This is a genomic window from Cognaticolwellia aestuarii, from assembly GCF_002000025.1.
GTDB classification, from domain to species: domain Bacteria; phylum Pseudomonadota; class Gammaproteobacteria; order Enterobacterales; family Alteromonadaceae; genus Cognaticolwellia; species Cognaticolwellia aestuarii.
On sequence record NZ_MUZV01000009.1, the window covers coordinates 182,965 to 206,006 of the forward strand.

The 23,042-nt window shown below is 38.9% G+C and carries 21 protein-coding genes; 16 read left to right on the forward strand and 5 right to left on the reverse strand.

The features are described from left to right. Positions 1 to 72: 72 nt before the first annotated feature. The 11 genes from ribF to B0169_RS14745 all read left to right on the forward strand — a co-directional run bounded on the left by ribF (position 73) and on the right by B0169_RS14745 (position 12,575). Positions 73 to 1,014, forward strand: a complete 942-nt coding sequence (gene ribF / locus B0169_RS14695) for a bifunctional riboflavin kinase/FAD synthetase (protein WP_077287126.1) — start codon at positions 73 to 75, stop codon at positions 1,012 to 1,014. Between the two features lie 74 nt (positions 1,015 to 1,088). After that, complete coding sequence (ileS, locus tag B0169_RS14700; RefSeq protein ID WP_077287129.1) at positions 1,089 to 3,926, forward strand: isoleucine--tRNA ligase; 2,838 nt, start codon at positions 1,089 to 1,091, stop codon at positions 3,924 to 3,926. A 117-nt stretch (positions 3,927 to 4,043) separates the two neighbouring features. Next, positions 4,044 to 4,556 (forward strand): signal peptidase II, encoded by a 513-nt coding sequence (gene lspA, locus B0169_RS14705; RefSeq protein WP_077287132.1) that lies wholly within the window; start codon positions 4,044 to 4,046, stop codon positions 4,554 to 4,556. A gap of 12 nt (positions 4,557 to 4,568) precedes the next feature. Beyond that, complete coding sequence (gene fkpB, locus B0169_RS14710) at positions 4,569 to 5,000, forward strand: FKBP-type peptidyl-prolyl cis-trans isomerase (RefSeq protein WP_077287135.1); 432 nt, start codon at positions 4,569 to 4,571, stop codon at positions 4,998 to 5,000. A 21-nt stretch (positions 5,001 to 5,021) separates the two neighbouring features. Continuing rightward, positions 5,022 to 5,951, forward strand: a complete 930-nt coding sequence (gene ispH, locus B0169_RS14715; protein WP_077287137.1) for a 4-hydroxy-3-methylbut-2-enyl diphosphate reductase — start codon at positions 5,022 to 5,024, stop codon at positions 5,949 to 5,951. A gap of 302 nt (positions 5,952 to 6,253) precedes the next feature. After that, positions 6,254 to 6,817, forward strand: coding sequence for a type IV pilus modification protein PilV (gene pilV / locus B0169_RS14720; protein ID WP_143323561.1), 564 nt, complete (start codon positions 6,254 to 6,256; stop codon positions 6,815 to 6,817). Between the two features lies 1 nt (position 6,818). Then, a complete protein-coding gene (locus B0169_RS14725; protein ID WP_077287144.1) occupies positions 6,819 to 7,775 on the forward strand; it encodes a PilW family protein in 957 nt (318 codons plus the stop codon). Further along, the gene (locus B0169_RS14730; RefSeq protein WP_077287147.1) at positions 7,769 to 8,272 is read left to right on the forward strand and encodes a pilus assembly PilX family protein; all 504 of its coding nucleotides are present in this window, start codon (positions 7,769 to 7,771) and stop codon (positions 8,270 to 8,272) included. Before B0169_RS14725 ends, B0169_RS14730 begins: the two co-directional genes overlap by 7 nt. 37 nt (positions 8,273 to 8,309) lie before the next feature. Beyond that, complete coding sequence (locus tag B0169_RS14735; protein ID WP_077287149.1) at positions 8,310 to 11,846, forward strand: pilus assembly protein; 3,537 nt, start codon at positions 8,310 to 8,312, stop codon at positions 11,844 to 11,846. Then, positions 11,846 to 12,253, forward strand: coding sequence for a type IV pilin protein (locus B0169_RS14740; protein ID WP_077287151.1), 408 nt, complete (start codon positions 11,846 to 11,848; stop codon positions 12,251 to 12,253). The genes B0169_RS14735 and B0169_RS14740 overlap by 1 nt, the downstream gene beginning before the upstream one ends. Before the next feature lies 1 nt (position 12,254). Further along, positions 12,255 to 12,575, forward strand: coding sequence for a TapY2 family type IVa secretion system protein (locus B0169_RS14745; protein ID WP_077287153.1), 321 nt, complete (start codon positions 12,255 to 12,257; stop codon positions 12,573 to 12,575). Between the two features lie 116 nt (positions 12,576 to 12,691). Here B0169_RS14745 and B0169_RS14750 read toward each other — a convergent pair whose 3' ends face one another. From B0169_RS14750 to nadE, 3 genes are all read right to left on the reverse strand, one after another. Then, positions 12,692 to 13,285, reverse strand: coding sequence for a GspH/FimT family protein (locus B0169_RS14750; protein ID WP_077287155.1), 594 nt, complete (start codon positions 13,283 to 13,285; stop codon positions 12,692 to 12,694). 297 nt (positions 13,286 to 13,582) lie between these two features. Beyond that, positions 13,583 to 14,146 (reverse strand): GspH/FimT family pseudopilin, encoded by a 564-nt coding sequence (locus tag B0169_RS14755; RefSeq protein ID WP_158077103.1) that lies wholly within the window; start codon positions 14,144 to 14,146, stop codon positions 13,583 to 13,585. Between the two features lie 78 nt (positions 14,147 to 14,224). Further along, positions 14,225 to 15,067, reverse strand: coding sequence for an ammonia-dependent NAD(+) synthetase (nadE, locus tag B0169_RS14760; RefSeq protein WP_077287159.1), 843 nt, complete (start codon positions 15,065 to 15,067; stop codon positions 14,225 to 14,227). 214 nt (positions 15,068 to 15,281) lie between these two features. Here nadE and glnB point away from each other — a divergent pair, with 214 nt between their 5' ends. Beyond that, positions 15,282 to 15,620, forward strand: a complete 339-nt coding sequence (glnB, locus tag B0169_RS14765; RefSeq protein WP_077287161.1) for a nitrogen regulatory protein P-II — start codon at positions 15,282 to 15,284, stop codon at positions 15,618 to 15,620. Between the two features lie 143 nt (positions 15,621 to 15,763). On the opposite strand, the gene B0169_RS14770 is transcribed toward glnB, so the two are convergent. Continuing rightward, positions 15,764 to 16,516, reverse strand: coding sequence for an outer membrane protein assembly factor BamD (locus B0169_RS14770; protein ID WP_373567838.1), 753 nt, complete (start codon positions 16,514 to 16,516; stop codon positions 15,764 to 15,766). A gap of 161 nt (positions 16,517 to 16,677) precedes the next feature. Here B0169_RS14770 and rluD point away from each other — a divergent pair, with 161 nt between their 5' ends. The 3 genes from rluD to clpB all read left to right on the forward strand — a co-directional run bounded on the left by rluD (position 16,678) and on the right by clpB (position 21,203). Continuing rightward, positions 16,678 to 17,655, forward strand: a complete 978-nt coding sequence (rluD, locus tag B0169_RS14775) for a 23S rRNA pseudouridine(1911/1915/1917) synthase RluD (protein WP_077287164.1) — start codon at positions 16,678 to 16,680, stop codon at positions 17,653 to 17,655. Then, positions 17,645 to 18,478, forward strand: coding sequence for a peptidoglycan editing factor PgeF (gene pgeF / locus B0169_RS14780; protein ID WP_235838586.1), 834 nt, complete (start codon positions 17,645 to 17,647; stop codon positions 18,476 to 18,478). Before rluD ends, pgeF begins: the two co-directional genes overlap by 11 nt. Before the next feature lie 136 nt (positions 18,479 to 18,614). Then, entirely contained in the window at positions 18,615 to 21,203 is a 2,589-nt protein-coding gene (gene clpB / locus B0169_RS14785) for an ATP-dependent chaperone ClpB (protein ID WP_077287166.1), read from the forward strand. A 44-nt stretch (positions 21,204 to 21,247) separates the two neighbouring features. Here the strand turns inward: clpB and B0169_RS14790 are convergent, their stop codons facing one another. Beyond that, on the reverse strand, positions 21,248 to 21,691 hold the full coding sequence (locus B0169_RS14790) for a DUF4124 domain-containing protein (protein WP_077287168.1): 444 nt from the start codon (positions 21,689 to 21,691) through the stop codon (positions 21,248 to 21,250). Positions 21,692 to 21,937: 246 nt separating this feature from the next. Between B0169_RS14790 and pssA the strand changes: the two genes are divergently transcribed. Further along, the gene (gene pssA / locus B0169_RS14795; RefSeq protein WP_077287195.1) at positions 21,938 to 22,780 is read left to right on the forward strand and encodes a CDP-diacylglycerol--serine O-phosphatidyltransferase; all 843 of its coding nucleotides are present in this window, start codon (positions 21,938 to 21,940) and stop codon (positions 22,778 to 22,780) included. Positions 22,781 to 23,042: the final 262 nt, after the last annotated feature.

Genomic DNA, 23,042 nt, shown 5'->3' on the forward strand with positions numbered 1-23,042 from the left:
ATTCATCAGTTTTTATTCTTTTATGATTTAGCTAATGGTAAATATCTATTGGCAGTAAGGTTTTTTAATTAAATGCAATTAACACGCGGCATTCATAACATGCGGATTAACGTCGATGAAAATCGTCAAGGCTGTGTGTTAACAATTGGCAATTTTGATGGCGTTCATTTGGGGCATCAACAAGTTATTTTAGCCTTGGTTAAAAAAGCACGAGAGCTTAATTGTGAAGCAGCCGTGTTAGTGTTTGAGCCACAGCCACAAGAATTATTTTCCCCTGAAACTGCACCAGCAAGGTTATGCCGATTACGTGATAAGTATGCGTTATTAAAAAATCTTGGCGTGGATAGATTAATTTGTATCAATTTTAATAAAAAATTTGCTAGTCTAAACGCCGAAATTTTTATTAAAGACCTATTAGTAAAACGTTTAGCAATAAAGCATTTAATTGTTGGTGATGATTTTCGTTTTGGTAAAAACCGTCAAGGTAATTTTTCCATGTTAGAAGCGGCGGGGCAGCAATTTGGCTTCTCAGTCACTGATACCGCAAGTCATAAGCTAGCAGGCTGTCGGGTTAGTAGTACCGCAATTAGGCAATTATTAGAAAAAGACGATTTGAGTGCAGCTGAGAGCATGCTCGGACGTCCTTATTCTATTATTGGTAAAGTATTTCATGGTGATAAACGTGGCCGTGAAATGGGTTTTCCTACTGCTAATGTAAGATTAAAGCGCCGAGTTTCTCCTGTTTCAGGAGTGTATGCGGTGCAGGTAAAAAGTCAGTTTGGTCAACACTTTGGTGTTGCTAATATTGGTTCAAGACCAACAGTTGCCGGAATTAGGCAGCAGTTAGAAGTACATATTTTTGATTTTGATAACAATTTGTATGGTGCAGTCATTGAGGTAGTTATGTTGAAAAAACTCCGCAGTGAACAGAGGTTTAGCTCGCTAACTGACCTTATAAAGCAAATTGCTATAGATACAGAACAGGCCCGCACTTTTGTGCAGAACTTAGCTTAATTTAATTCGGTTAAGAAAACACAACATAACACTAAATAGAATATTAGTGACTACGACAACGGATATTAATTTTAATGAGTGATTACAAACAAACCCTAAATTTGCCTGCAACTTCTTTTGCGATGAAAGGAAATATGGCAAATCGTGAACCGAACATGCTAAAAGAGTGGGCTGAAAAAGATTTATACGGTCAAATTCGTGCCGCAAAAAAAGGTAAGAAATCATTCATTTTGCATGATGGCCCTCCGTATGCAAATGGTAATATTCATATTGGTCATGCGGTTAACAAAATTCTTAAAGATATTATTGTTAAATCAAAAACCCTATCAGACTTCAATGCGCCGTACGTACCAGGTTGGGATTGTCACGGTTTACCGATTGAGTTAATGGTAGAGAAGAAAGTAGGCAAGCCAGGTAATAAAGTGTCAGCGAGTGTATTTCGTGAAAAATGTCGCGAATATGCAGCAAAACAAGTAGATGGTCAACGTGATGACTTTAAACGTTTAGGTGTTTTTGCTGATTGGGACAAGCCTTATCGTACGATGGACTTTGATACGGAAGCCAATATCATTCGCTCATTAGGTAAAATTGCTGAAAACGGCCATTTGCATCAAGGCTTTAAACCTGTGCATTGGTGTACAGATTGTGGTTCATCTTTAGCAGAAGCTGAGGTTGAATATAAAGATAAGCAGTCACCTGCTATCGATGTGAAATTTACGGTTGTCGAGCAAAGTGTTGCTGATAAATTTGACCACCCTGAAAATCATCAAGGTGAAGGTAATATGTCTGTTATTATCTGGACGACAACACCTTGGACCTTACCTGCTAACCGCGCAGTATCAATGCATGCCGATGTTGAATACACGTTAGTTCAGTGCGAAACAGAGCAAGGTAAAGAGCGTTTAATTATTGCCTCTGATCTTGTTACGTCTTGCATGGATCGTTTTGGTATTGATAAGTACCATGCATTAGGCTTTTGTAAGGGTAGTGCATTAGAACTTGTGCAACTTAAGCATCCGTTTTATGACTTTACTGTGCCGGTTATCCTTGGTGAACATGTCACTACCGATTCAGGTACTGGTTGTGTGCATACTGCGCCAGGGCATGGTGTAGAAGATTTTGAAGTGGGTAAACTTTACAACTTAGAAGTGGCTAACCCTGTAGGTGCAAACGGTGTTTACTTAGATGACACTGAGCTATTTGCTGGTCAACATGTTTTTAAAGCCAATGCTAATGTCGTTGAAGTGCTAAAAGAGCATGGCACGCTTATGCATCATCATGCGTTAGAGCATTCTTACCCACATTGCTGGCGTCATAAAACACCTTTAATTTTCCGTGCTACGCCGCAGTGGTTTATCAGCATGGATAATAAAGGTTTACGTGCTGATTCATTAAAAGAGATTGAAAAAACACAATGGATCCCTGATTGGGGCCAACGTCGTATTGAATCTATGGTTGAAGGCCGTCCTGATTGGTGTATATCACGTCAACGTACGTGGGGTGTACCTATGGCGCTGTTCATTCATCAAGACACAGGTGCATTGCATCCTAAAAGCATTGAATTAATCGAAACAGTAGCACAGCGTGTTGAAGAAAAAGGCATTCAAGCCTGGTTTGATTTAGATGCTGCAGAACTCATTGGTGATGACGCAAAAGAATACGTTAAAGTACCTGATACGTTAGATGTGTGGTTTGATTCTGGCACAACACATTATTCAGTCGTTAACGCTCGTGAAGAGTTTGACGGTATCGCTGATTTATATCTTGAAGGCTCTGATCAACATCGTGGTTGGTTTATGTCATCAATGATTTCTTCAGTAGCAATGAATGGTAAGGCGCCATATAAACAAGTACTAACCCATGGTTTTGTTGTTGACGCTAAAGGTCACAAAATGTCTAAGTCATTGGGTAATGTTATTACGCCAAAAGAAATTACTAATACCCTAGGTGCTGACATTTTACGTTTATGGACGGCGTCGGTTAACTATACGCAAGAGATTACCGCTGGTGATGAAATATTTAAACGCCAAGCAGATGCGTACCGTCGTATTCGTAATACCTCGCGCTTTTTGTTATCTAATTTGAATGGCTTTGATCCTAAAACAGATTCTATTGCTTTTGATGACATGGTGGCACTTGATCGCTGGGCTGTTGATAAAGCAGCACAATTACAGACTGAAATTATAGCGGCCTATGACGAGTACGAGTTTCATGTTGTTGTGCACAAACTCATGAACTTTTGTACCACAGAGCTAGGTGGTTTTTACTTAGATATTATTAAAGACCGTCAATATACGGCGAAAGAAGACAGTGTCGCTCGTCGTTCATGTCAAACAGCAATGTATTTAATTGCAGAAGCAATGACACGTTGGATGGCGCCAATTTTATCATTTACTGCACAAGAAATTTGGCAAGCATTACCAACGGCATCTGATACAACACGTGAAGAGTTTGTTTTTACCGGTGTTTGGTTTGATGGTTTACCAAAAACATCAACAACGAGTAGTTTAAATAATGCTTATTGGAGTGATATTTTACTTGTTCGTGCAGAAGTAAACAAAGCCTTAGAAAATGCCCGTAAAGAAAAACAAGTTGGTAAAGCGCTTGAGGCAGCGGTTACATTGTATGCCACCGCTGAGTTGGCTGAAAAACTGCAGCAACTTGGTGAAGAACTTCGATTTGTCTTGATTACTTCTAAAGCGAGCGTGGAAATCGTAACAAGTGCACCAGCAGATACATTAGCAACTGAAATTGACGGATTGTGGCTAACGGTTTCGCCGGCTGAAGGTGCTAAGTGTGATCGTTGTTGGCATGTTACTGAAGATATTGGTCAAGATGAAAAGCACCCTGAACTTTGTGGACGCTGTATTACTAACGTTGAAGCCTCAGGTGAAGTTCGCCAGTTTGCTTAATATTTTAGTAACCTTTTGAGTGATAATTTTAAAGCGTGCAGCACTTTACTCAAGTCTGCACGTTTTTCTCATTTTGAATCGTGTACTTTGGCTCAGTAGCGTATAAGAGAATTATTTATGAAAAATTTATTTACCCAAACCGGTTTACGCTGGTTATGGTTAACGCTGATTTGTTTAATTGCAGATCAAGCGACTAAGCAGTTAATTGTAAGTCAAATGGACTTATATCAATCGATTGAGGTTTTGCCTTTTTTTAACTTAACCTATGTACATAATTTAGGTGCGGCCTTTAGTTTTTTAGCTGATCAAGGTGGCTGGCAACGTTGGTTTTTCACTGCAATAGCCGCTATCGCCAGTATTATTTTTATTGTTTGGCTCGCCAAAACGCCGAAGCAGCAAGCTTTGCTTTCAGTTGCGTTTGCGTTGATGTTAAGTGGCGCTGTCGGCAATTTAATTGATCGTGTGCTATTTGGTTACGTTATCGATTTTTTAGATTTTTATGGTTTTGGTTATCATTTTCCGGCCTTTAATATTGCTGATTCAATGATATTCATTGGTGCAGCATTAATGATTTTCGATTCATTTAAAAATGGTGAAGCGAATAAAAAAACACAAAGTGTTAATTCTTAAAGAGAAAATTTTATGACAAATTTAGTAACTGCAGCTTCTGAAATTATCGCTCATATCACCATGAAGCTCGCTGATGGCTCTGCAGCAGACAGTACCAAAGTGAATAAAAAGCCCGCTAAAATTATGATGGGTGACGCAAGTATTTCACCTGCATTTGAAGCACAATTAATTGGTATGAAGGCCGGTGAAAGTAAAGAGTTTACTTTAGCTGCCGTAGATGCCTTTGGAGAGCCTTTACCGGAAAATATTCATTACATGGATATCAGTAAGTTCAGTGAGGAAGCGCCGGCTAAAGTGGGTAATATTATCACTTTTACACAACCTGGTGGTGAGTTACCCGGCATGATTAAAGATGTGACAGGTAACTCTGTAACCATTGATTTTAATCATCCTTTAGCTGGTCAAGAAGTAACGTTTGTTATCGACGTTATTGAAGTTAAGTAATTTGAAAGTAACGAGAATATTATGGAAATTATTTTAGCTAATCCTCGAGGATTTTGTGCTGGCGTTGATCGAGCGATCAGTATCGTTGATAGAGCCTTAGACTTATTTGAAGCACCTATTTACGTTCGTCATGAAGTAGTGCATAACAAATTTGTTGTTAATGGCTTAAAAGATCGTGGGGCAGTTTTTGTCGATGAGCTAAATGAAGTGCCTGATGATAGTACGGTAATTTTTAGTGCTCATGGTGTATCAAAAGCCGTGCGCAATGAAGCAAAAGATCGTGGCTTAAAAGTTTTTGACGCGACTTGTCCACTCGTTACCAAAGTTCATATGGAAGTATCTCGCACGAGTCGTAAAGGTGTTGAATGTATTCTCATTGGTCATGCGGGACATCCTGAAGTTGAAGGAACGATGGGGCAATACGAAAGCGAAGAAGGCGGCATCTATCTAGTTGAGTCAGCTGAAGATGTTGCGACATTAGTTATCAAAGATCCTACTAAACTGTATTATTGTAGCCAAACGACCTTATCTGTTGATGATACTAGTGATGTTATTGATGCTTTGCGAGTTAAGTTTCCATTAATTCAAGGGCCTCGCAAAGATGATATTTGTTATGCAACACAAAATCGTCAAGATGCTGTTCGTTCTATTGCTGAGCAAGTAGGGCTATTGCTTGTTGTAGGTGCTAAAAATAGTTCTAATTCAAATCGTTTACGTGAGTTGGCAGAAAAAATTGGCACCACATCATATTTGATTGATACGGCTGCTGACATTGATGCATCTTGGCTAGATGGAATTGATAAAGTTGGTGTTACCGCTGGTGCTTCTGCGCCTGCAATTTTAGTACAGCAAGTTATTGATGCGCTTAAATGTTTGGGTGGAAAAGAAGTTATTGAATACCCTGGCAGGGAAGAAAATACGGTATTTGCTGTACCGATAGAATTACGTTAATCTAACTTGATGTTATTTGTAGTTATATTGCGTTAGCTGGTCACTAAGCTAATCTATATAACTGCAAATAGAACTAGCGAGAAGTAAAAAGAAGGAATTTTCCTCGTTATAATGATTTAAGGTCTAGGTTAATGCACTTTACTGATGCGACTTTTAACATGTATAGACTTACACTGCATAGTGGCTGCTCTGGTCGCTATCCACCGAGAACCTGCCTAAATTTAGCTATTTTACTTTTGTTTTTTTCAGCTATAGTAATCATACCTGTTGTTTGTCATTTCTGCTTAAAGGGAGATTAACGCTTGAACAATGTATTCCCCCGTAATTTTCATCACAAGTACACCCTTAATAAAGGCATGACATTTATTGAAGTGTTGATTGCTGTTTTTATCTTAGTTACTGGTATTCTGGGTGCTGTAGCTATGCAAGTAACGGCCAAAAAAGGCAGTTTTGATGCGATGCAACGCTCAGTTGCATCGGCTTTAGCTCAAGATATTATTGAACGAATGCGTAGTAACAATTCAGCGGCATTAGCTGGGTATGCAGCGTCAAATTATGGCGAAACCTTAGATGCTGTGCCCGAAAATCGTTGCAATACGCTTGTTGGTATATGTAACCCCGCAGAGATGATGATTAATGACAAGTATGAATGGGAAATGTCACTAATGGGAGCGGATGTTGTTAATGATGGAAATAAGCTTGCCGGTTTAACAGGAGTTAGAGGCTGCATAAGCCAAGTTGCCAATGCCGTTACTGTTGTGATCAGTTGGGAAGGAAGAACAGAAATTTTTGATGGAGAAAAAAATACCTGTGGTACTGCCGGTAGTAAAAGGCGGCAAGTGATAGTTGAGGCATTTATAAACTAATATGAACAAACAGCATGGGTTTACGTTAGTTGAAATATTTATTTCCCTTGCGGTGGGGTTAGCGCTATTTGCTGGCGTGATAAGTGTTTTCGTTGGTATGAAAACGACTAGCCAAGAAACAACAACTTATGGTGAATTACAAGAAAATGGTCGTTTTGCTCTCAGCGTACTGAGTGATGACTTATTAAAGCAAAACTTCTGGGGTGATTATACCGGCACATTGGATTTAGCAATGCTAAATGCGGTTCCCACTGCTCCTGATGATGAATGTATCGGTGACGGATTGAATAATGGTACTTTCCCTGCTGGAGTTGGTCATTTTAGAACTCTATGGGGGCAAACGGTAACAAACAGCTCAATCATGGGGTGTATTGATGATGCTAAAATAGCATCTGATGTTATACAGTTCAAAAGGGCGATATCAACGCCATTAACATTAAGCACAGCGCAACAGTATTATATCATTTCTAATTTAAGCGAAGCGACGATATTCACGGGTACGGCTATTCCTGCGGTGTTAAATAGTCAACTTTGGGAGTATCAGCACCATATTTACTATATTAGAGAGGAAGCTCAGGGGAATAATACAGTACCGGTTCTAATGCAAGGGCGGCTAACAAAGAAAATGACCTTTGATCCGATTATTGATGGTATTGAAATGATTCGTTTTATGTATGGTTTAGATACCGACTCACCCGATGATGCAGGTTATGGTATTGTTGATACTTTTGTTTCGGCAGATAATATGACCATTACACAGTGGGATCATGGCAACAATAACCGGATTTTGGCTATACGCATTTATGTGCTAGCACGCAGCATTCTTCCCGATAGCCAATATACTAATAGTAATACTTATAATTTGGGTGACTTGCCCGTTACATTTAATGATAATTATCGCCGATTATTATTTAATTCAACGGTAACACTCTATAACGCAGGGGTCGATTCATGGTGAATTTGATAGCTAAAACAAATACTTTTAGTCGACAACAAGGCGTTGTGTTAATTGTATCTTTAGTATTTTTAGTCGCTTTAACAGCTCTTGCTGGCGTCTTGATGCAAAATACTACATCGGATATGAAAATGTCAGGCGCAAGTGAAGATAAAGTTGTCGCCACACAGGAAGCAATAAGTGCCAGCGATGAGGTGATGTTTCGACAAATCAATGGTGGGTTAGGTAATAATGCCTTTGCTTTGCCTTTAGTTAAGTTCCCTGTGGTAGTAACAGAGACCTTAACTAAAACGAATACCGATAGTGATACTACTGCAGGTATTCAAATTGCTAATAATGACTTAGAGTTAGAGCCATATTGCCCGCATTCGAGGTCGGCTTCTTCAACACAAGTTTTTTCCTGTAACGTACTGCGCGTGCAAGTGGTTCGTGAATATGGACGAAAAAATACCAATACGGTTGTCGTTAATACTGGTGTTGTTCAACAACTTTTACGATAACGCTAAGGTATTTTAGCCCAATACTGGAGTTAACATAATGAAAAAATATTTACTGATAAGTTTATTGGTGTTGATGCCAACAATTTCTTTTAGTGAAGATATCGAGTTATACGTTAGCGAGGCTGTAAAGCTTGCAGGGGCTAAAACCCAAGTACTGATCATTCTTGATAACTCAGGCAGTATGACGACAGAAGAGACGGTTAAAATAGGGTACGATCCAGCAGTAAATTATCCCGCGATTCCTAATACCACTAAGTTTTCGAGTAAATTTTTATATTATAACAAGGGTGACGAAATACCTAGACCTGATACTACGACAGAAAAACGTCGTTTTTTAGCTTCGTTAAATGGCTGTGATAGTGCTAAATCATCTTTAGCGACTCAGGGGTTTTATACTGCTCATATTCGACGCTACAAGTATAGAAATAACACGGGACAATGGCGAAACCTCTCAGATAATAATGGTGCCAATATCTATGTGTTGGATTGTGAAGATGATGTATTAAGCAACAATCCTAGCAATGCTGATGGTGTTGAACCTGGTTTTCCTGTTAACTATTTGGGCGATCAAAGTGAGCCACAATATTATACTGCTGAGCAGAGCAATTCAGATGTGGCCTGGAGTGGCACATTAATAACACTGTATACCGATAATTATTTACGTTGGCATTATGGTGATAATACGCAAGAAGAGACGCGTAGCCGTATGGAGATGGCACGAGAAAGCATCAATGACGTGATTAACTCAGCACCTTCTATTGATTTTGGTTTACAGATTTTTAACTACAACTATGGCGATAGCCAAAACCATGGTAATGGCGGTCGTATTGTTGCCGGGATTAAGGAAATGACCGATGAAAATAAATCGTCACTACTTGATCTAGTTAATAATCAAGTTCTTGCTAGAGGAAATACACCTTTATGTGAAACACTATATGAATCATCATTGTATTTTTCTGGTCGGAATGTTGATTATGGTGATGACGATATCAATATTTATTATAATGACGGTAGTACATATTACACCAAAAATACCCCGCCCAGAGATACCGACTCTTCTGTTGAATCATCAAACAAGTATGTTAGCCCTTTTTCAAGTTGTAGTAACAAAGCTTATGTTATTTTAATAACGGATGGTGTGCCCACCCAAGACAAGCATGCCGATGGTAAAATAGAAGCTTTATCTACTGTTGATGATGGAACGACCATTAACTTTTCCGGTAGCAAATATGATAACAACTATTTAGCAGGTCTTGCCGAATGGATGAGCAATAATGATCTTAATACTCAATTATCAGGTAAACAAACCGCCGATATTTATACTATTGGTTTCAGCGACGGTGCTGATGATGCAGCACCGCTATTAAAAGAAACCGCAAGGCTTGGCGGTGGGAAATATTTTCGAGCAACAGATAGTGCACAGCTAACGGCAGCATTGGTTGGCGCTTTGGAAGATTTAGAACCCAGTAATGACAGCTTGACATCGGCATCAGTTGCCGCGAATAACTTCGACCGTACAGAAACGTTAAACTCAGTTTATTACGCTATGTTTCAGCCGGATAATGGGCCGCGATGGCAAGGCAACCTTAAAAAATACAAAGTTATAAGCAACAAGCAGGTGGGAAAACATGGTAAGCCGGCACTTGATGCCAATAATGGCCAATTTTCTGAAGAAGTAACAAGCTTTTGGTCACCAGATGAATCTAAAGACGGTGACAAAGTGAGTGAAGGAGGCGTAGCACAAATGCTGCGTAACAAAACAAGCCGTGTGATCTACAGTGATATTGGCTCTACCGGAGCTTTAGCCTTATTAACTGAAACTCAGGCTGAAAGTTCATTTGGTGGTAGTCTTGAACTCGCGACTGAAATGGATGTTGCTGAAGATGATGTGGGGGCCTATTTAAACTGGGCAATGGGAATAAATGTTGATAATGTCAAATTGGATGATGGCACTACACCCATTATGCGACCAGACGTGTTTGGTGATCCTCTCCACTCTAAACCTTTGGTGATTAATTACGGCACGAGTATTCGAGTTGTCATAGGTACTAATGCTGGAGCGCTTCATATGTTTGAAGATAAAGGAGCGACTGTTGATGAAGATTGGGCATTTATGCCAAAAGAATTCTTCAATAATATTAAACCATTAAGAGAAAACTACGCGACAGCTGACAAAGTGTATGGCATTGACGGTAGTATTACATCATATATAAAAGATAATAATGGTGACGGTATTATTAACGGTGCAGATAAAGTCTGGGTGTTTTTTGGTTTACGCCGTGGTGGTACATCTTATTATGCGCTTGATATTAGTAATCCAAGTGTCCCAAGTAAACTATGGCATATTGATGCAACGTCAACAGGTTTTTCGGAGCTTGGCCAGTCATGGTCACAACCAAAGCTTGGTTATTCTAAATTGAACATAAATGGGACAGGAAACAGTGCAGTAGCAGCTCCAGTACTATTTTTTGGTGGTGGTTACGATGCCGCAAAAGACTCTGTAAACCCAGGCGTTGCTGATGGTAAGGGACGTGCTATTTATATGGTTGATGCAGCAACGGGCTCATTGAAGTGGAGCTTAGCACCTCAGGGAGCTGATAGCGCTTTTATTGGCACTGATAGTATTCCCTCAAGTATAGGTATTTTAGACAGTGACGGCGATGGCTTGATTGACCGTTTATATACTGGTGATACCGGCGGTAATGTTTGGCGTGTAGATATGCCAAGCGCAACCCCCAATGATAGTAATGCTCCTTGGACGGTTTTTAAATTGGCAGAATTTGGAGGGACTAGCAATAGCGCTGATTTACGTTTTTTTAACGAACCATCAATCGTCCGTACTTTTATCAGTGAAACGATTGAAACTGAAGTGACTGATGAAGATGGAGAAACCACTAAAATCATTAGTCATCAAGAAAAACCTTATGATGCTGTTTTAATTGGCAGCGGTGATCGATCGAATCCTATTGGTATAGATACCAATGATCGCTTTTTTATGATCAAAGATGAGCATATTAAAACCCAATCTTTTTATGGTGCTAAAGCCCCTAAAGCTCCTACCGCGTTATTAAAAAATGATCTGTATGATTACACAAATGACCCTTTTGCTAAAACGTTAACAACCCAAGAGCGCAAAACACTTGAAATAGCGGTCAGTGATAAATCGGGTTGGTATATTGACCTTGAAGGTTCAGGAGAAAAAAGTACCGCAGATGCCATTGTTATTAATGGTGTTGTTTATTTCACGACATTTATTCCCCCAAACTTAGATACTAATGTTATTCACTGTATACAACCTAATGGTACGGGCTTGTTATATGCGGTAGATCTTGCATTAGGCACAGCTATATATAATTGGAATGAAGCAACGCCTGAAGCTGCCCCCGTTCGTAAAGTTGTAATCAATGAACAGTTTTTAGGAGCGCCAACCTTAATTGTTGTTCCTAATGATGATGGTGATCCTGAGACAAATGATGATGCCATTGGTAATATTATCGTTGGCCGGAAAATAATACCGGTGGGCTTTACACTACAAACGATGAGAACCTATTTGTATATTAGTGAGGAGCAATAATGGCTAATCGTAAGAATAATAGAGGCTTCACATTAGTTGAACTATTAATGACAGTAGCGATAATTGCAATTTTGGCATCTATCGCTTTTCCAGCCTATATAGATTTTGTGACACGCTCAAATCGTACCGAAGCACAACGTGAATTACTGAGGTTAGCTAATCTTCAGGAACAATTTTATGTCGATAATAGAAAGTATACTAGTGATATGAAAAAGCTGGGCTTGGATAAAGACCCGTTTATCACCGAAAATAGTTATTACAGTATTGATGCAGCATTGGCTGATGGTGGCTTTGTTCTAACGGCGACCGCGCTTGAACCACAAAAAACTAATGACACTCAATGCCAGAAATTATCAGTCAGTGAAACTGGCAAAAAACTACCCGCTAGCGCTTGTTGGGAGCAATAAGATGAAAAACATAACCAGTATTGTTTACATACTGTTCATCGCTGTTAGTTTTGATAATAGCGCTGAAGCTCAGGTGAAAAAAACATACAAAGTAGATGCAAAATGTCATGTCGTATTAACTAGTGATAAAGAGATTATTTATTTTGCTAGAGTGAAGGAGGCTGACATTAAAAAGCTGCTTGATACTTTACCTAAGCGCAAAGTACTGACATCGCTATCAAGGGATAAGCAACAAATCCAAAAGGTATTCGAATGTGTTCCCTTAACCGCAAAATTTTCCTCATTGAAAGCGAATCGTTTGTTTAAGAGTCAAGCACGGTAAATAGTTGTGTTATTACCGTAAAAGTGATTTATTGTCGTTAATCAGTCAGTATTGTTCTCATGCCAACTTAACAGTTAGGATTTTACTAAAGCCCGGATTTTCTTGAGTAAAGTACACTAGCTACAGGAAACATCAGTGCCGTCTCTATTCTCGTCTTTATTGTCATTATCCGTATCAGAAGTTTTATATAATCGACCAGATAATGAAATGTTAATACCACGTGATAAGTCAGTATTATCTTTAGGGCAATAACTAAAAGCACCATTACCCCCTGAAACTAGCCGGCCTGTAGGAGAGAAAATAATAATAGTTTGACTAAATTTTAAGGTATCACCGCTAGCAACTTTAGCTTTAACTTTAATAAGTTCTTCATTAGCGCTGTCAAAGCTTTTATTATTTACCAATGAATTATCATTATTAGTAAATACACTTAATTCGTTTTGCCAATTTGTGCTACAACTTGTGCCACTTAATGGACAGACAGTTACATTTTTCCCACTATTAACAGCACTGTTTCTAGCTGTTAATAGCAGGCGCTGCAATTCACTTATTTCGTTATCAACACGTGATTGCAACATAAAGCTTCCTAAACTCGGTACGGCGACTGCCGTTAATATGCCTATAATAAATATACCAATAAGAAGCTCGGTAATGGTAAAGCCTGAGATGAATTTTTTAGCCGATTGATGTGTATTGTGGTTTTTAGGCATTACGACAGCCAATGTTAGGGTGATATTTTACTTATAACATTGTTACCTATACTCAGCTAGCAAATTTGTTTTACTTTTATCATTTTCCACAGCAAAATATTATCGATTAAATTAACCGTTTTTTAGTGTGAAAAGCAACATTCCTTGCATCAATAAGTACTTAGTTTAAGTTCAAACTGGTTGGATATGCTAAGACTATGCTGCTGGTTATTTATATTAATGACGACACAAATAACCCTCAGCTCCTGTTAGATGTTAAGCGCTTTATATTTTAGGCTGATTATTGTGGTTAATACGTTATGTGCACTTGATTAAGGCACCAGTGCGTCTGATATTTTTTTGATTGGTTTTATTTGCGGCACTTACATAAGCTCGGCCTGAAGTCGCGACAACAATGCCTCTGTTTTTGTCATTATGACCTTTAGGGCAATAGCTGAAAGTAGCATTTTGCCCCCATCCTGCTAAATGTCCTGTGGCTGCGTATGTTAGGCCTACACGCGTTTTACCGTACTGTAGTTTATCACCGACTTTTATTGCGGCTTTATGAGCAATAAGTTGTTCATCGAGTGAGGGCTCATAGATCTTATTATTGTTAATATCTATGAATACACTTAGCTCCTTATGCCATGAATTTTTGCATTGACCGTTGCTATTAAGTGGGCAAAGAGTAACTTTAGAATTGGCACTTATCGCGGTATTCCTCGCAATTAAAATTAAACGGTGGAGGCTAAAAATTTCATTGTCTACACGAGTGTAAACAATGAAATTGTTGAGACTTGGGACGCCGATGGCAATTAAACTTAGCAATATCGCTAATGAAACCAGTGTTTCTATGATGGTAAATCCAACGAATTTTGACATAACAACCATTCCTTAGTTGAGTACGTAGTTCTACGCTATTTATAGTCAAAATCTGATGATTATTCCAAGTAAAATGAGTTAATTCTCATATATTGTTGGAATTGCTAAACGCTTATGTTGTGTTTTCATATAGATAGACATTATTTTGTTTTCAATTGCTTTATCGGTGTTTTTACCTTCCAAAAAGTCATCCAATTGGTCGTAACTCATACCTAAAGCGTCTTCATCTTTTTTGCTTGGAGTCAGCTCTTCTAAGTCAGCGGTAGGGGCTTTTTCAATCAATTGCTCAGGCGCGTTTAACGCACGAGCAAGTTGTTTTACTTGGCGTTTAGACAAACCAAACAAAGGCGCTAAATCGCAAGCACCATCACCCCATTTGGTAAAGAAACCCGTTATATTTTCAGCGGAATGATCTGTGCCTAATACTAAACCTCCTAATATTCCAGCGATATGGTATTGCATCACCATGCGAGTGCGAGCTTTAACATTGCCTTTAGAAAAATCTACCGCTGCAGCAGAGGCGGTAAAAATATCAGCCTCTTGTAAAGCATTAATTGCTTCTTGATGTATACCTTCTACACCAGCAAATATATTAGTACTTAAGCTATGGCTCGGCTTTATAAACTGCAGGGCGAGTTGTGCGTCATCTTCATCTGCTTGCACATCAAAGGGAAGTCTAACGGCAATAAACTGATATTTTGTATCACTTTTAACGTTTTCACTATTTAAAGCGTCAACCGCAAGTTGAGCCAAACGTCCGCAGGTTGATGAATCAATGCCACCACTAATACCTAGAATTAGAGATTTTAGTCCTGACTGTACTAACTTATTTTTAATAAAGTCGATTCTACGTTTAATTTCAAACGCAGTATCAATTTCAGGTAATACTTTCATTTCATCGATTATTGCCTGGGCGTTCATTATATTTCCTTTAGGTGATAAGTGAATATGCGAGTTAAACTGATTTTTATGTCAGGATTAAAGCTAGTGTAACAAAATCTATCTTTGATTAGAATTTTTGCACTATAGCTGTAAGTGAATTCTGTGTACAATCGCTTGATGTTAGGCTGTGATGTAGATAATAATAATTATCAATGAAATGCTGAGTTTAAAAATTAACCTATAGGCTGTAAAAATGAAAAAGATAGAAGCGATAATTAAACCATTTAAAATGGATGATGTACGTGAAGCGCTAGGCGAAATTGGTGTAACAGGCATGACAGTATCTGAGGTAAAAGGCTTCGGACGGCAAAAAGGTCATACTGAGCTTTATCGAGGCGCTGAGTATATGGTGGATTTTTTACCGAAAGTAAAACTAGAAATAGTAGTGAAAAAAGAAAATGTTGAACGTTGTGTAAATACTATTTTAGAAACGGCACAAACCGGAAAAATTGGTGATGGTAAAATATTTATTACTGACGTCGAGCGCGTGATTCGTATTCGTACCGGGGAAGAAGACGAAGAGGCTATATAATAACGAGCTGATTAGCTGATTAGCTGACAATCTAACCAAAGGCTGTACTTTCTTCATAGCGCCAAGACAATTAAAAATACCAGCATCTGCTGGTATTTTTAATAGTAAGTGAGTATTCAGTTATTGATATGGATTAATTAATACTACTTAACGAGCGGGTTGTTAGGATAATTTGCCGCGAGTACTTGCTTAGCGTTAGTTTGTAATTCAGTTAAGCCTAACTCTTCATAGCACATGATCATAATTTCTAATGCCGCTTCAGTTTCAGGGCTAGGAGAGAAGTATTCAACAATGTATTTTCCTCTGTTAGCTGAGGATACAAACGCCCCGCGTTTAAAATAGTAACGTGCTACAGACAATTCATATTTTGCTAATCGAGATTTAATTGCAATCATGCGTTGACGTGAGTCAGCAGCATATTTACTTTCAGGATACTTTTCTAAAACGATTTTTAAATCATTAAAAGCATCTCGTGCAGCAGTAGGATCACGATCTGAACGGTCTATGCCAGCCAAATCCTGAAATAAATTTTCTTGCGTCGCGATGTTGATTAATGCTCGCATATAGTAAACATAATCTAAATTAGCATGCGCAGGATTCAGGCGAAGAAATCGATCAGTTAATGCTAAGCCCTGAGCCGCATCGCCACTTTTGTAATATGCGTAAATTAAGTCTAATTGAACTTGATGAGAAATAGGTCCATAAGGAAATCGAGAATCTATCGCTGATAAAATTTGAATGGCTTTTTGATATAATCCATTATCAAGTGACTCTCTTGCATCAGCAAACAATGCTTGAGCAGATTTGTCTGGTATTTTTTCAATTTCTTTCTCGTTTGTTCCTGAACAGCCTACCAATGCTAGCATTAGCGTAAGGCATATTATTTTTATTGTCATTTTTTCCATAGACTTCAATATCACTACTTTGTTTTAGTTAAAATAAATATCTTCCTCATTAGAATTACTTAATGTAATTGCTTTAGCAAAGAGGTAAAATAAGCATTGGCATTCTAACCTAGCAATCATGCCTTGCACAGTGCTAATTAATAGAGAGTTTAATGGCTGAAATAATTCAACACCGGGACACGGTTCCCGAATCATGCTTAGGTAAGCGTTTCGACCAGACTTTGGCCGAAATGTTCCCTGACTATTCACGTTCACGCTTAAAAGAGTGGATTTTAGCTGGACATGTTACGGTTGATGGTGTCGTTGTCGACAAAGCCCGTGAAAAAATGTTTGGTGGTGAACAAATCGCCATCAATACCGAAGTTGAGGCTGAAGTTCGCTTTGCTGCCCAAGATTTACCATTAAATATTGTTTATGAAGATGACGATATATTAGTGATTAACAAGCCTGCGGGCTTTGTTGTTCACCCAGGTGCTGGTAATCCTGATGGCACGGTGTTAAATGCTTTGTTGCATCATTGTCCGCAGTTAGATGTTGTACCAAGAGCGGGCATAGTTCATCGCCTTGATAAAGACACCACAGGTTTGATGGTGGTAGCAAAAACAATTGCAGCACAAACTAACTTAGTTGAATCTTTACAGGCACGTGAAATTACTCGTGAATATGAAGCTATTGCTAATGGAACTATGACTGCTGGTGGTTTAGTTGATGAACCTATTGGTCGTCATGCCACAAAGCGTACGCATATGGCGGTAACTTTTTCAGGCCGTCCATCGGTGACGCATTATCGTGTTATGGAGAAGTTTAGGCTACATACGCGATTACGTTTACGTCTGGAAACCGGTCGAACACATCAAATTCGTGTACATATGGCGCATATTACACACCCATTAGTAGGCGATCCTGTTTACGGTGGACGCCCACGACCACCGAAAAATGCCTCGGAAGAGTTACGTGAAATGCTCCGTCAATTTAAGCGTCAAGCATTACATGCGGCAATGTTATCTTTATATCACCCTATAACCGGTGAGCAAATGACTTGGCATGCTGATATTCCTGATGACATGGTGGCGCTGACTAATATTTTACGCGCAGATACAAAAAGTAATTTAACTGATAGTGACTACTAAATTACCAGATAACATAACGATGATTAACTGGCCAACCGATCATGTGTTGGCCTTTACTACTAATAGATTACCTTCACCTCATCAGTTACCTGTTGGTAATTTGCAAGATTCCTCATTAACTACTCTCAAGCAAAAAGAACACCGTTCGGCATTTTCGGCTTTTAACCAGGGCGATCATGTTGGTGACTGTGCTGAGCATGTTGCATTAAATAGAAAGTCGCTACTGCAATACTTGCCTAAGCAAGCAAAAATTCAGTGGTTTGAACAAGTTCATGGTAACCATGTTGCTGAAGTTCTTAACTATGAAAATAAAGCTATTGTTGCTGATGCTGCTATAACTCGCAATCCGCATATTGCCTTGGCAATAATGACGGCAGATTGTTTGCCTATTTTATTGTCAAATAAAGAGGGCAGTGAGGTTGCTGCTATTCATGGGGGTTGGCGCCCTTTATCAAGTAATATTATTGCACGAACTATTACAAAAATGCATAGTTCACCAAGCGATATTGTTGCATGGATGGGGCCTTGTATTGGTGCTAAAAGGTTTGAAGTCGGCCAAGAAGTAAAGGATATATTTTGTCAAATGTCAGCCGACTTCTCTGCTGCATTTTCTCCCTTTAAGTCAACGCTTAGTGATTTAAAAGAGCTAAAATATTGGGCTGATTTACAACACATTGCCAAGTTACAACTATTAAATTTAGGTGTTAACAATATTATGCAATTGGGCGATTGCACTTATAGCAACAAGGAAAAATACTATTCTTATCGTCGAGATAATATAACGGGGCGTATGGCTAGCGTTATATGTTTGAAATCTATCTAGCTCATTTCTTTTTTTCATTCTTTTTTTGCGCTAAATCAAAAGTTAAAGCGCCATTTCCTTGAAAATGCTGATGGCTGTCCTTATAACATAGGTAAGTAAACTGTAAGCCCAGTAATATGGCATTAGGAGAAGGTTAATGCGTTTAGACCGATTTACCCAAACTTTTCAAGTAGCAATATCTGATGCACAATCCATTGCATTAGGTAAAGATCATCAATTCATCGAGCCTGTACATTTAATGCTTGCGTTGTTAAATCAAAATGCGAGCAGTATTATTCCGTTATTAAAGAGTGCTGGAATTAATGTTCGAACCTTACGAGCACAAGTGGAAACAGCTATTGATGAATTAGCACAAGTAACAGGCACCGGTGGCGAAGTACAGTTATCGTCTGCTATGGCAAACATCTTAAACCTTTGTGACAAGTTTGCACAAAAACATGGTGATAAATTTATCTCATCTGAAATATTTGTTTTAGCAGCGTTACAAGACAAAGGCAAGTTAGGTCAAATTCTAAAAGGTTTAGGCGCGAATGAGCAGCGAATTCAAGATGCTATTGTTCATATACGCGGAGGGAAAAATGTCGATGATGAAAATGCGGAAGAAACTCGACAAGCGCTAGAAAAATACACTGTTGATTTAACTGAGCGAGCAGAACAAGGCAAGTTGGACCCTGTTATTGGCCGTGATGATGAAATCAGGCGTACAATTCAAGTTTTACAACGTCGTACTAAAAATAACCCGGTATTAATTGGTCAGCCTGGGGTTGGTAAAACAGCAATTGCTGAAGGTCTAGCACAACGTATTGTTGATCATGAAGTCCCAGAAGGAATTCGAAATAAACGGGTCTTATCACTTGATATGGGCGCACTTGTTGCTGGCGCTAAATATCGTGGCGAATTTGAAGAGCGTCTGAAAGCGGTGCTTAATGAATTAAGCCAACTCGAAGGCCAAGTGATACTCTTCATTGATGAGCTTCATACTATGGTTGGTGCTGGTAAAAGCGATGGTGCTATGGATGCGGGCAACATGTTAAAACCAGCCTTAGCGCGAGGTGAATTACATTGTGTTGGTGCAACAACGTTAGATGAATATCGCCAATATATTGAAAAAGATGCCGCGTTAGAACGACGCTTTCAAAAAGTATTAATAGATGAACCGAGTGTCGAAGATACAATTGCTATATTACGTGGTCTGAAAGAGCGCTACGAGCTTCATCATAATGTTGAAATTACCGATCCTGCTATTGTTGCTGCAGCAACATTGTCACATCGTTATGTTAGTGATCGACAATTACCTGATAAAGCGATTGATCTTATTGATGAAGCCGCGTCTAGCATTCGTATGCAAATGGACTCAAAGCCTGAAAACTTAGATCGATTAGAGCGTCGCTTGATACAGTTAAAGCTGGAACAGCGAGCGTTAGCTAAAGACTCTGATCCCGCTTCCAAAAAACGTTTAGACTTAATACAAGATGATATTGTTGCTTGCCAAGCCAGTTATGATGAATTAGACGAAGTGTGGAAAACTGAAAAAGCGGCGTTGCACGGCACACAAGCAATTAAAACCGATTTAGAGCATGCGCGTATTGAGCTTGAGGCTGCACGCCGAGCTGGTGACCTGAATGTTATGGCAGAGTTACAATATAGTCGTATTCCCGATCTTGAAAAACAACTTGATCTGGCTAGCCAAGCTGAAATGCAAGAAATGACCTTACTACGTAACAAAGTTACTGATGTCGAAATTGCTGATGTACTAAGTCGTGCTACCGGTATTCCTGTGGCAAAAATGTTAGAAGGTGAGTCTGATAAGTTACTGCACATGGAGGACAATCTTCATAAACGTGTTATTGGTCAATCAGAGGCGGTTGTTTCTGTATCTAATGCCATTAGACGTTCACGTGCCGGTTTAGCCGATCCCGATCAACCCATAGGTTCATTTCTATTTCTTGGGCCAACAGGTGTTGGTAAAACCGAACTCACAAAAGCACTGGCTCATTTTCTTTTCGATAGTGAAGACGCACTAGTACGAGTGGATATGTCAGAATTTATGGAGAAGCACTCGGTGGCACGTCTTGTCGGTGCCCCCCCTGGTTATGTGGGGTACGAAGAGGGCGGATATCTAACTGAAGCGGTAAGGCGTAAACCTTATTCCGTTATCCTACTCGATGAAATTGAAAAGGCTCACCCAGATGTTTTTAACATCTTACTACAAGTGCTTGATGACGGACGGTTAACTGATGGTCAAGGACGCACGGTAGACTTTAAAAATACAGTTATCATTATGACTTCAAATATTGGCTCTGATATTATCCAAGAATATGGTGATGATAGTCAGTATCAGCAAATGAAATCTAGGGTCATAGCAGAGCTCGGTCAACACTTCAAACCTGAGTTTATTAACCGTGTCGATGAAACCGTCGTTTTTCATCCATTACTTGCTGAGCAAATCAAAAACATTGCGAGTATTCAGATTGCAGCTTTGACTGAGCGTTTAGAAGAACGAGATATAACGATGACATTATCTGATGAAGCATTGTCTTTTGTCGCCGCGGCAGGGTTTGATCCGATCTTCGGAGCAAGACCTTTAAAACGTTCAATACAGCAAGAGATTGAAAACCCATTAGCGCACAAGCTATTGGCTAACGAATTTTTAGCTGGTGACCAGATCTTAGTTGAACTTAGTGAGGGTGAATTGAGTTTTACTACTAAAACTCGAGCGCCATAACTTAATATTGCTTTGAGTGTATTCAAGCCGAGATGTTTATTGATTTAGTCATGACAATAAACTTCGGCTTGTTTTTTATTCATTGCTAGCTGCTGTGTTTTTTCCGATAGAGTTAATATCTTCATATTATCATTTGTGTCTTTATATTGAATTCTATCGAAATTTTGTAAGGTTTTAACATTATCTCGTGCTGTTTTACACATGCTTACATCTGCAGCACTTTGTTGTTTAGTATTAGCTTGCGACTGATTTTTAGGCACCGGATTATCAAGTGACTTTTCTCTCCCCCTTATTGTAGAACCCGTTATGGACCGGCTCTTACCATTTAATACGCTCGTTGCTACATAGTTGCCATGAGTGGGCTGATTTTGACTAAAATGAACAATATTATTTTCATCAACCCAGCGATAAACCGTAAGTTTTGCAGAGGCTGTAACATCGATACAAGTCAGCAGCATAAGTAGTGTAATAGTTTTAATACTCATCATGGTAATCATCCATAACTTAATACTGAGTTATTTTTATAATCGAAATTAATACTCTGCTCAAATGATATTAAACCTAGAAATGAGGAGAGTCATGTAACCACCATCATATTTTATAGTAGTTACAAAGGCGTTTTTCAAACTTCAGTTTGATAAATCAGTAATCATTTACACAACAACTATTGTTCATACTGGTACATATGCTAGATTAGCAGCCTCAATTACTTTTAACGAATTATGGTTTTTATTATGCCAGATAAACATGATGATGATTCATTGCCAACACGTGGTATTTATCTTTTACCTAATTTATTAACCACAGCGGGTCTGTTTTCAGGTTTTTATGCTGTTGTATCATCAATGAATGGCCATTTTATTAGTGCAGCTGTCGCCATTTTTATTGCTATGATATTTGATGGTCTTGATGGACGAGTAGCTCGCATGACCAACACCCAAAGCGAGTTTGGAGCTGAATATGACAGTATGGCAGATATGGTGTCATTTGGTATCGCCCCAGGGCTAGTTGCCTATAACTGGGCGCTGTCGAGTTTTGGTAAGTTTGGTTGGTTAGCGGCATTTATTTATGTTGCCTGTGCGGCACTGCGCCTTGCTCGTTTTAATACTCAAGTTGGTGTTGCTGACAAACGCTATTTTCAGGGCTTAGCCAGCCCAGCTGCAGCAGGCGTTATTGCAAGTCTTATTTGGGTGGGGAGTGAATATCAGATTAATGGTGAAGATTATGGCTTTATCATTGGGCTTGTAACCATTATTACGGGCTTATTAATGGTCAGTAACTTTAGGTATAACAGTTTTAAAGATGTCGACTGGAAAGGCAAAGTTAATTTTGTCTTTGTTTTATTGATTGTACTGGTGTTTGTTGTTATTGCCTCAAGCCCTGAAAATATTTTATTACTGATTTTCGGCTTATATGCTTGCTCTGGCCCGTTTACTACTATTCGCTCAGTGAAAAAATTGAAATTAGAGCATGTGCTAGGTGATGATCATGATGCAGAGTTTCGTAATGAAGCGTTAAAAAAATCTACCGAAACAGTAAAAGAAGATAGTGAAGCAGAAGCCAAAGATACAAAATAAGATGATGCACTCGTTGTTAATAGGTTCTCAAGCTGATTTGGAGTAAGTAACGTTAAGTATCTGCTATTGGTATAATAGAGAGCATGGTTAATAAGAGATTTTAGAGTGCTTTTGTACTTATTAGAACGAAAAAAGAACGTTGTGAATGATTAAGCAGCAAACAGTCACATTTCTGTAATTTAATTGCAATTAGCGGTTGACGCGGGGCGATAAATCTCTAAAATGCGCTCCACTTCTTCGGGACAAGTCGAAGAGGCGGTTT

Bases quoted from the DNA above. Each gene is read 5' to 3' on its own strand.
- rluD (WP_077287164.1), top strand. From the start codon at position 16,678: ATGGCTGAAATAATTCAACACCGGGACACGGTTCCCGAATCATGCTTA.
- B0169_RS14740 (WP_077287151.1), top strand. From the start codon at position 11,846: ATGGCTAATCGTAAGAATAATAGAGGCTTCACATTAGTTGAACTATTA.
- B0169_RS14735 (WP_077287149.1), top strand. From the start codon at position 8,310: ATGAAAAAATATTTACTGATAAGTTTATTGGTGTTGATGCCAACAATT.
- nadE (WP_077287159.1), bottom strand. From the start codon at position 15,067: ATGAACGCCCAGGCAATAATCGATGAAATGAAAGTATTACCTGAAATT.
- B0169_RS14750 (WP_077287155.1), bottom strand. From the start codon at position 13,285: ATGCCTAAAAACCACAATACACATCAATCGGCTAAAAAATTCATCTCA.
- B0169_RS14745 (WP_077287153.1), top strand. From the start codon at position 12,255: ATGAAAAACATAACCAGTATTGTTTACATACTGTTCATCGCTGTTAGT.
- B0169_RS14770 (WP_373567838.1), bottom strand. From the start codon at position 16,516: ATGACAATAAAAATAATATGCCTTACGCTAATGCTAGCATTGGTAGGC.
- B0169_RS14730 (WP_077287147.1), top strand. From the start codon at position 7,769: ATGGTGAATTTGATAGCTAAAACAAATACTTTTAGTCGACAACAAGGC.
- fkpB (WP_077287135.1), top strand. From the start codon at position 4,569: ATGACAAATTTAGTAACTGCAGCTTCTGAAATTATCGCTCATATCACC.
- B0169_RS14755 (WP_158077103.1), bottom strand. From the start codon at position 14,146: ATGTCAAAATTCGTTGGATTTACCATCATAGAAACACTGGTTTCATTA.
- clpB (WP_077287166.1), top strand. From the start codon at position 18,615: ATGCGTTTAGACCGATTTACCCAAACTTTTCAAGTAGCAATATCTGAT.
- ileS (WP_077287129.1), top strand. From the start codon at position 1,089: ATGAGTGATTACAAACAAACCCTAAATTTGCCTGCAACTTCTTTTGCG.
- ispH (WP_077287137.1), top strand. From the start codon at position 5,022: ATGGAAATTATTTTAGCTAATCCTCGAGGATTTTGTGCTGGCGTTGAT.
- lspA (WP_077287132.1), top strand. From the start codon at position 4,044: ATGAAAAATTTATTTACCCAAACCGGTTTACGCTGGTTATGGTTAACG.
- B0169_RS14725 (WP_077287144.1), top strand. From the start codon at position 6,819: ATGAACAAACAGCATGGGTTTACGTTAGTTGAAATATTTATTTCCCTT.
- B0169_RS14790 (WP_077287168.1), bottom strand. From the start codon at position 21,691: ATGATGAGTATTAAAACTATTACACTACTTATGCTGCTGACTTGTATC.
- ribF (WP_077287126.1), top strand. From the start codon at position 73: ATGCAATTAACACGCGGCATTCATAACATGCGGATTAACGTCGATGAA.
- glnB (WP_077287161.1), top strand. From the start codon at position 15,282: ATGAAAAAGATAGAAGCGATAATTAAACCATTTAAAATGGATGATGTA.
- pssA (WP_077287195.1), top strand. From the start codon at position 21,938: ATGCCAGATAAACATGATGATGATTCATTGCCAACACGTGGTATTTAT.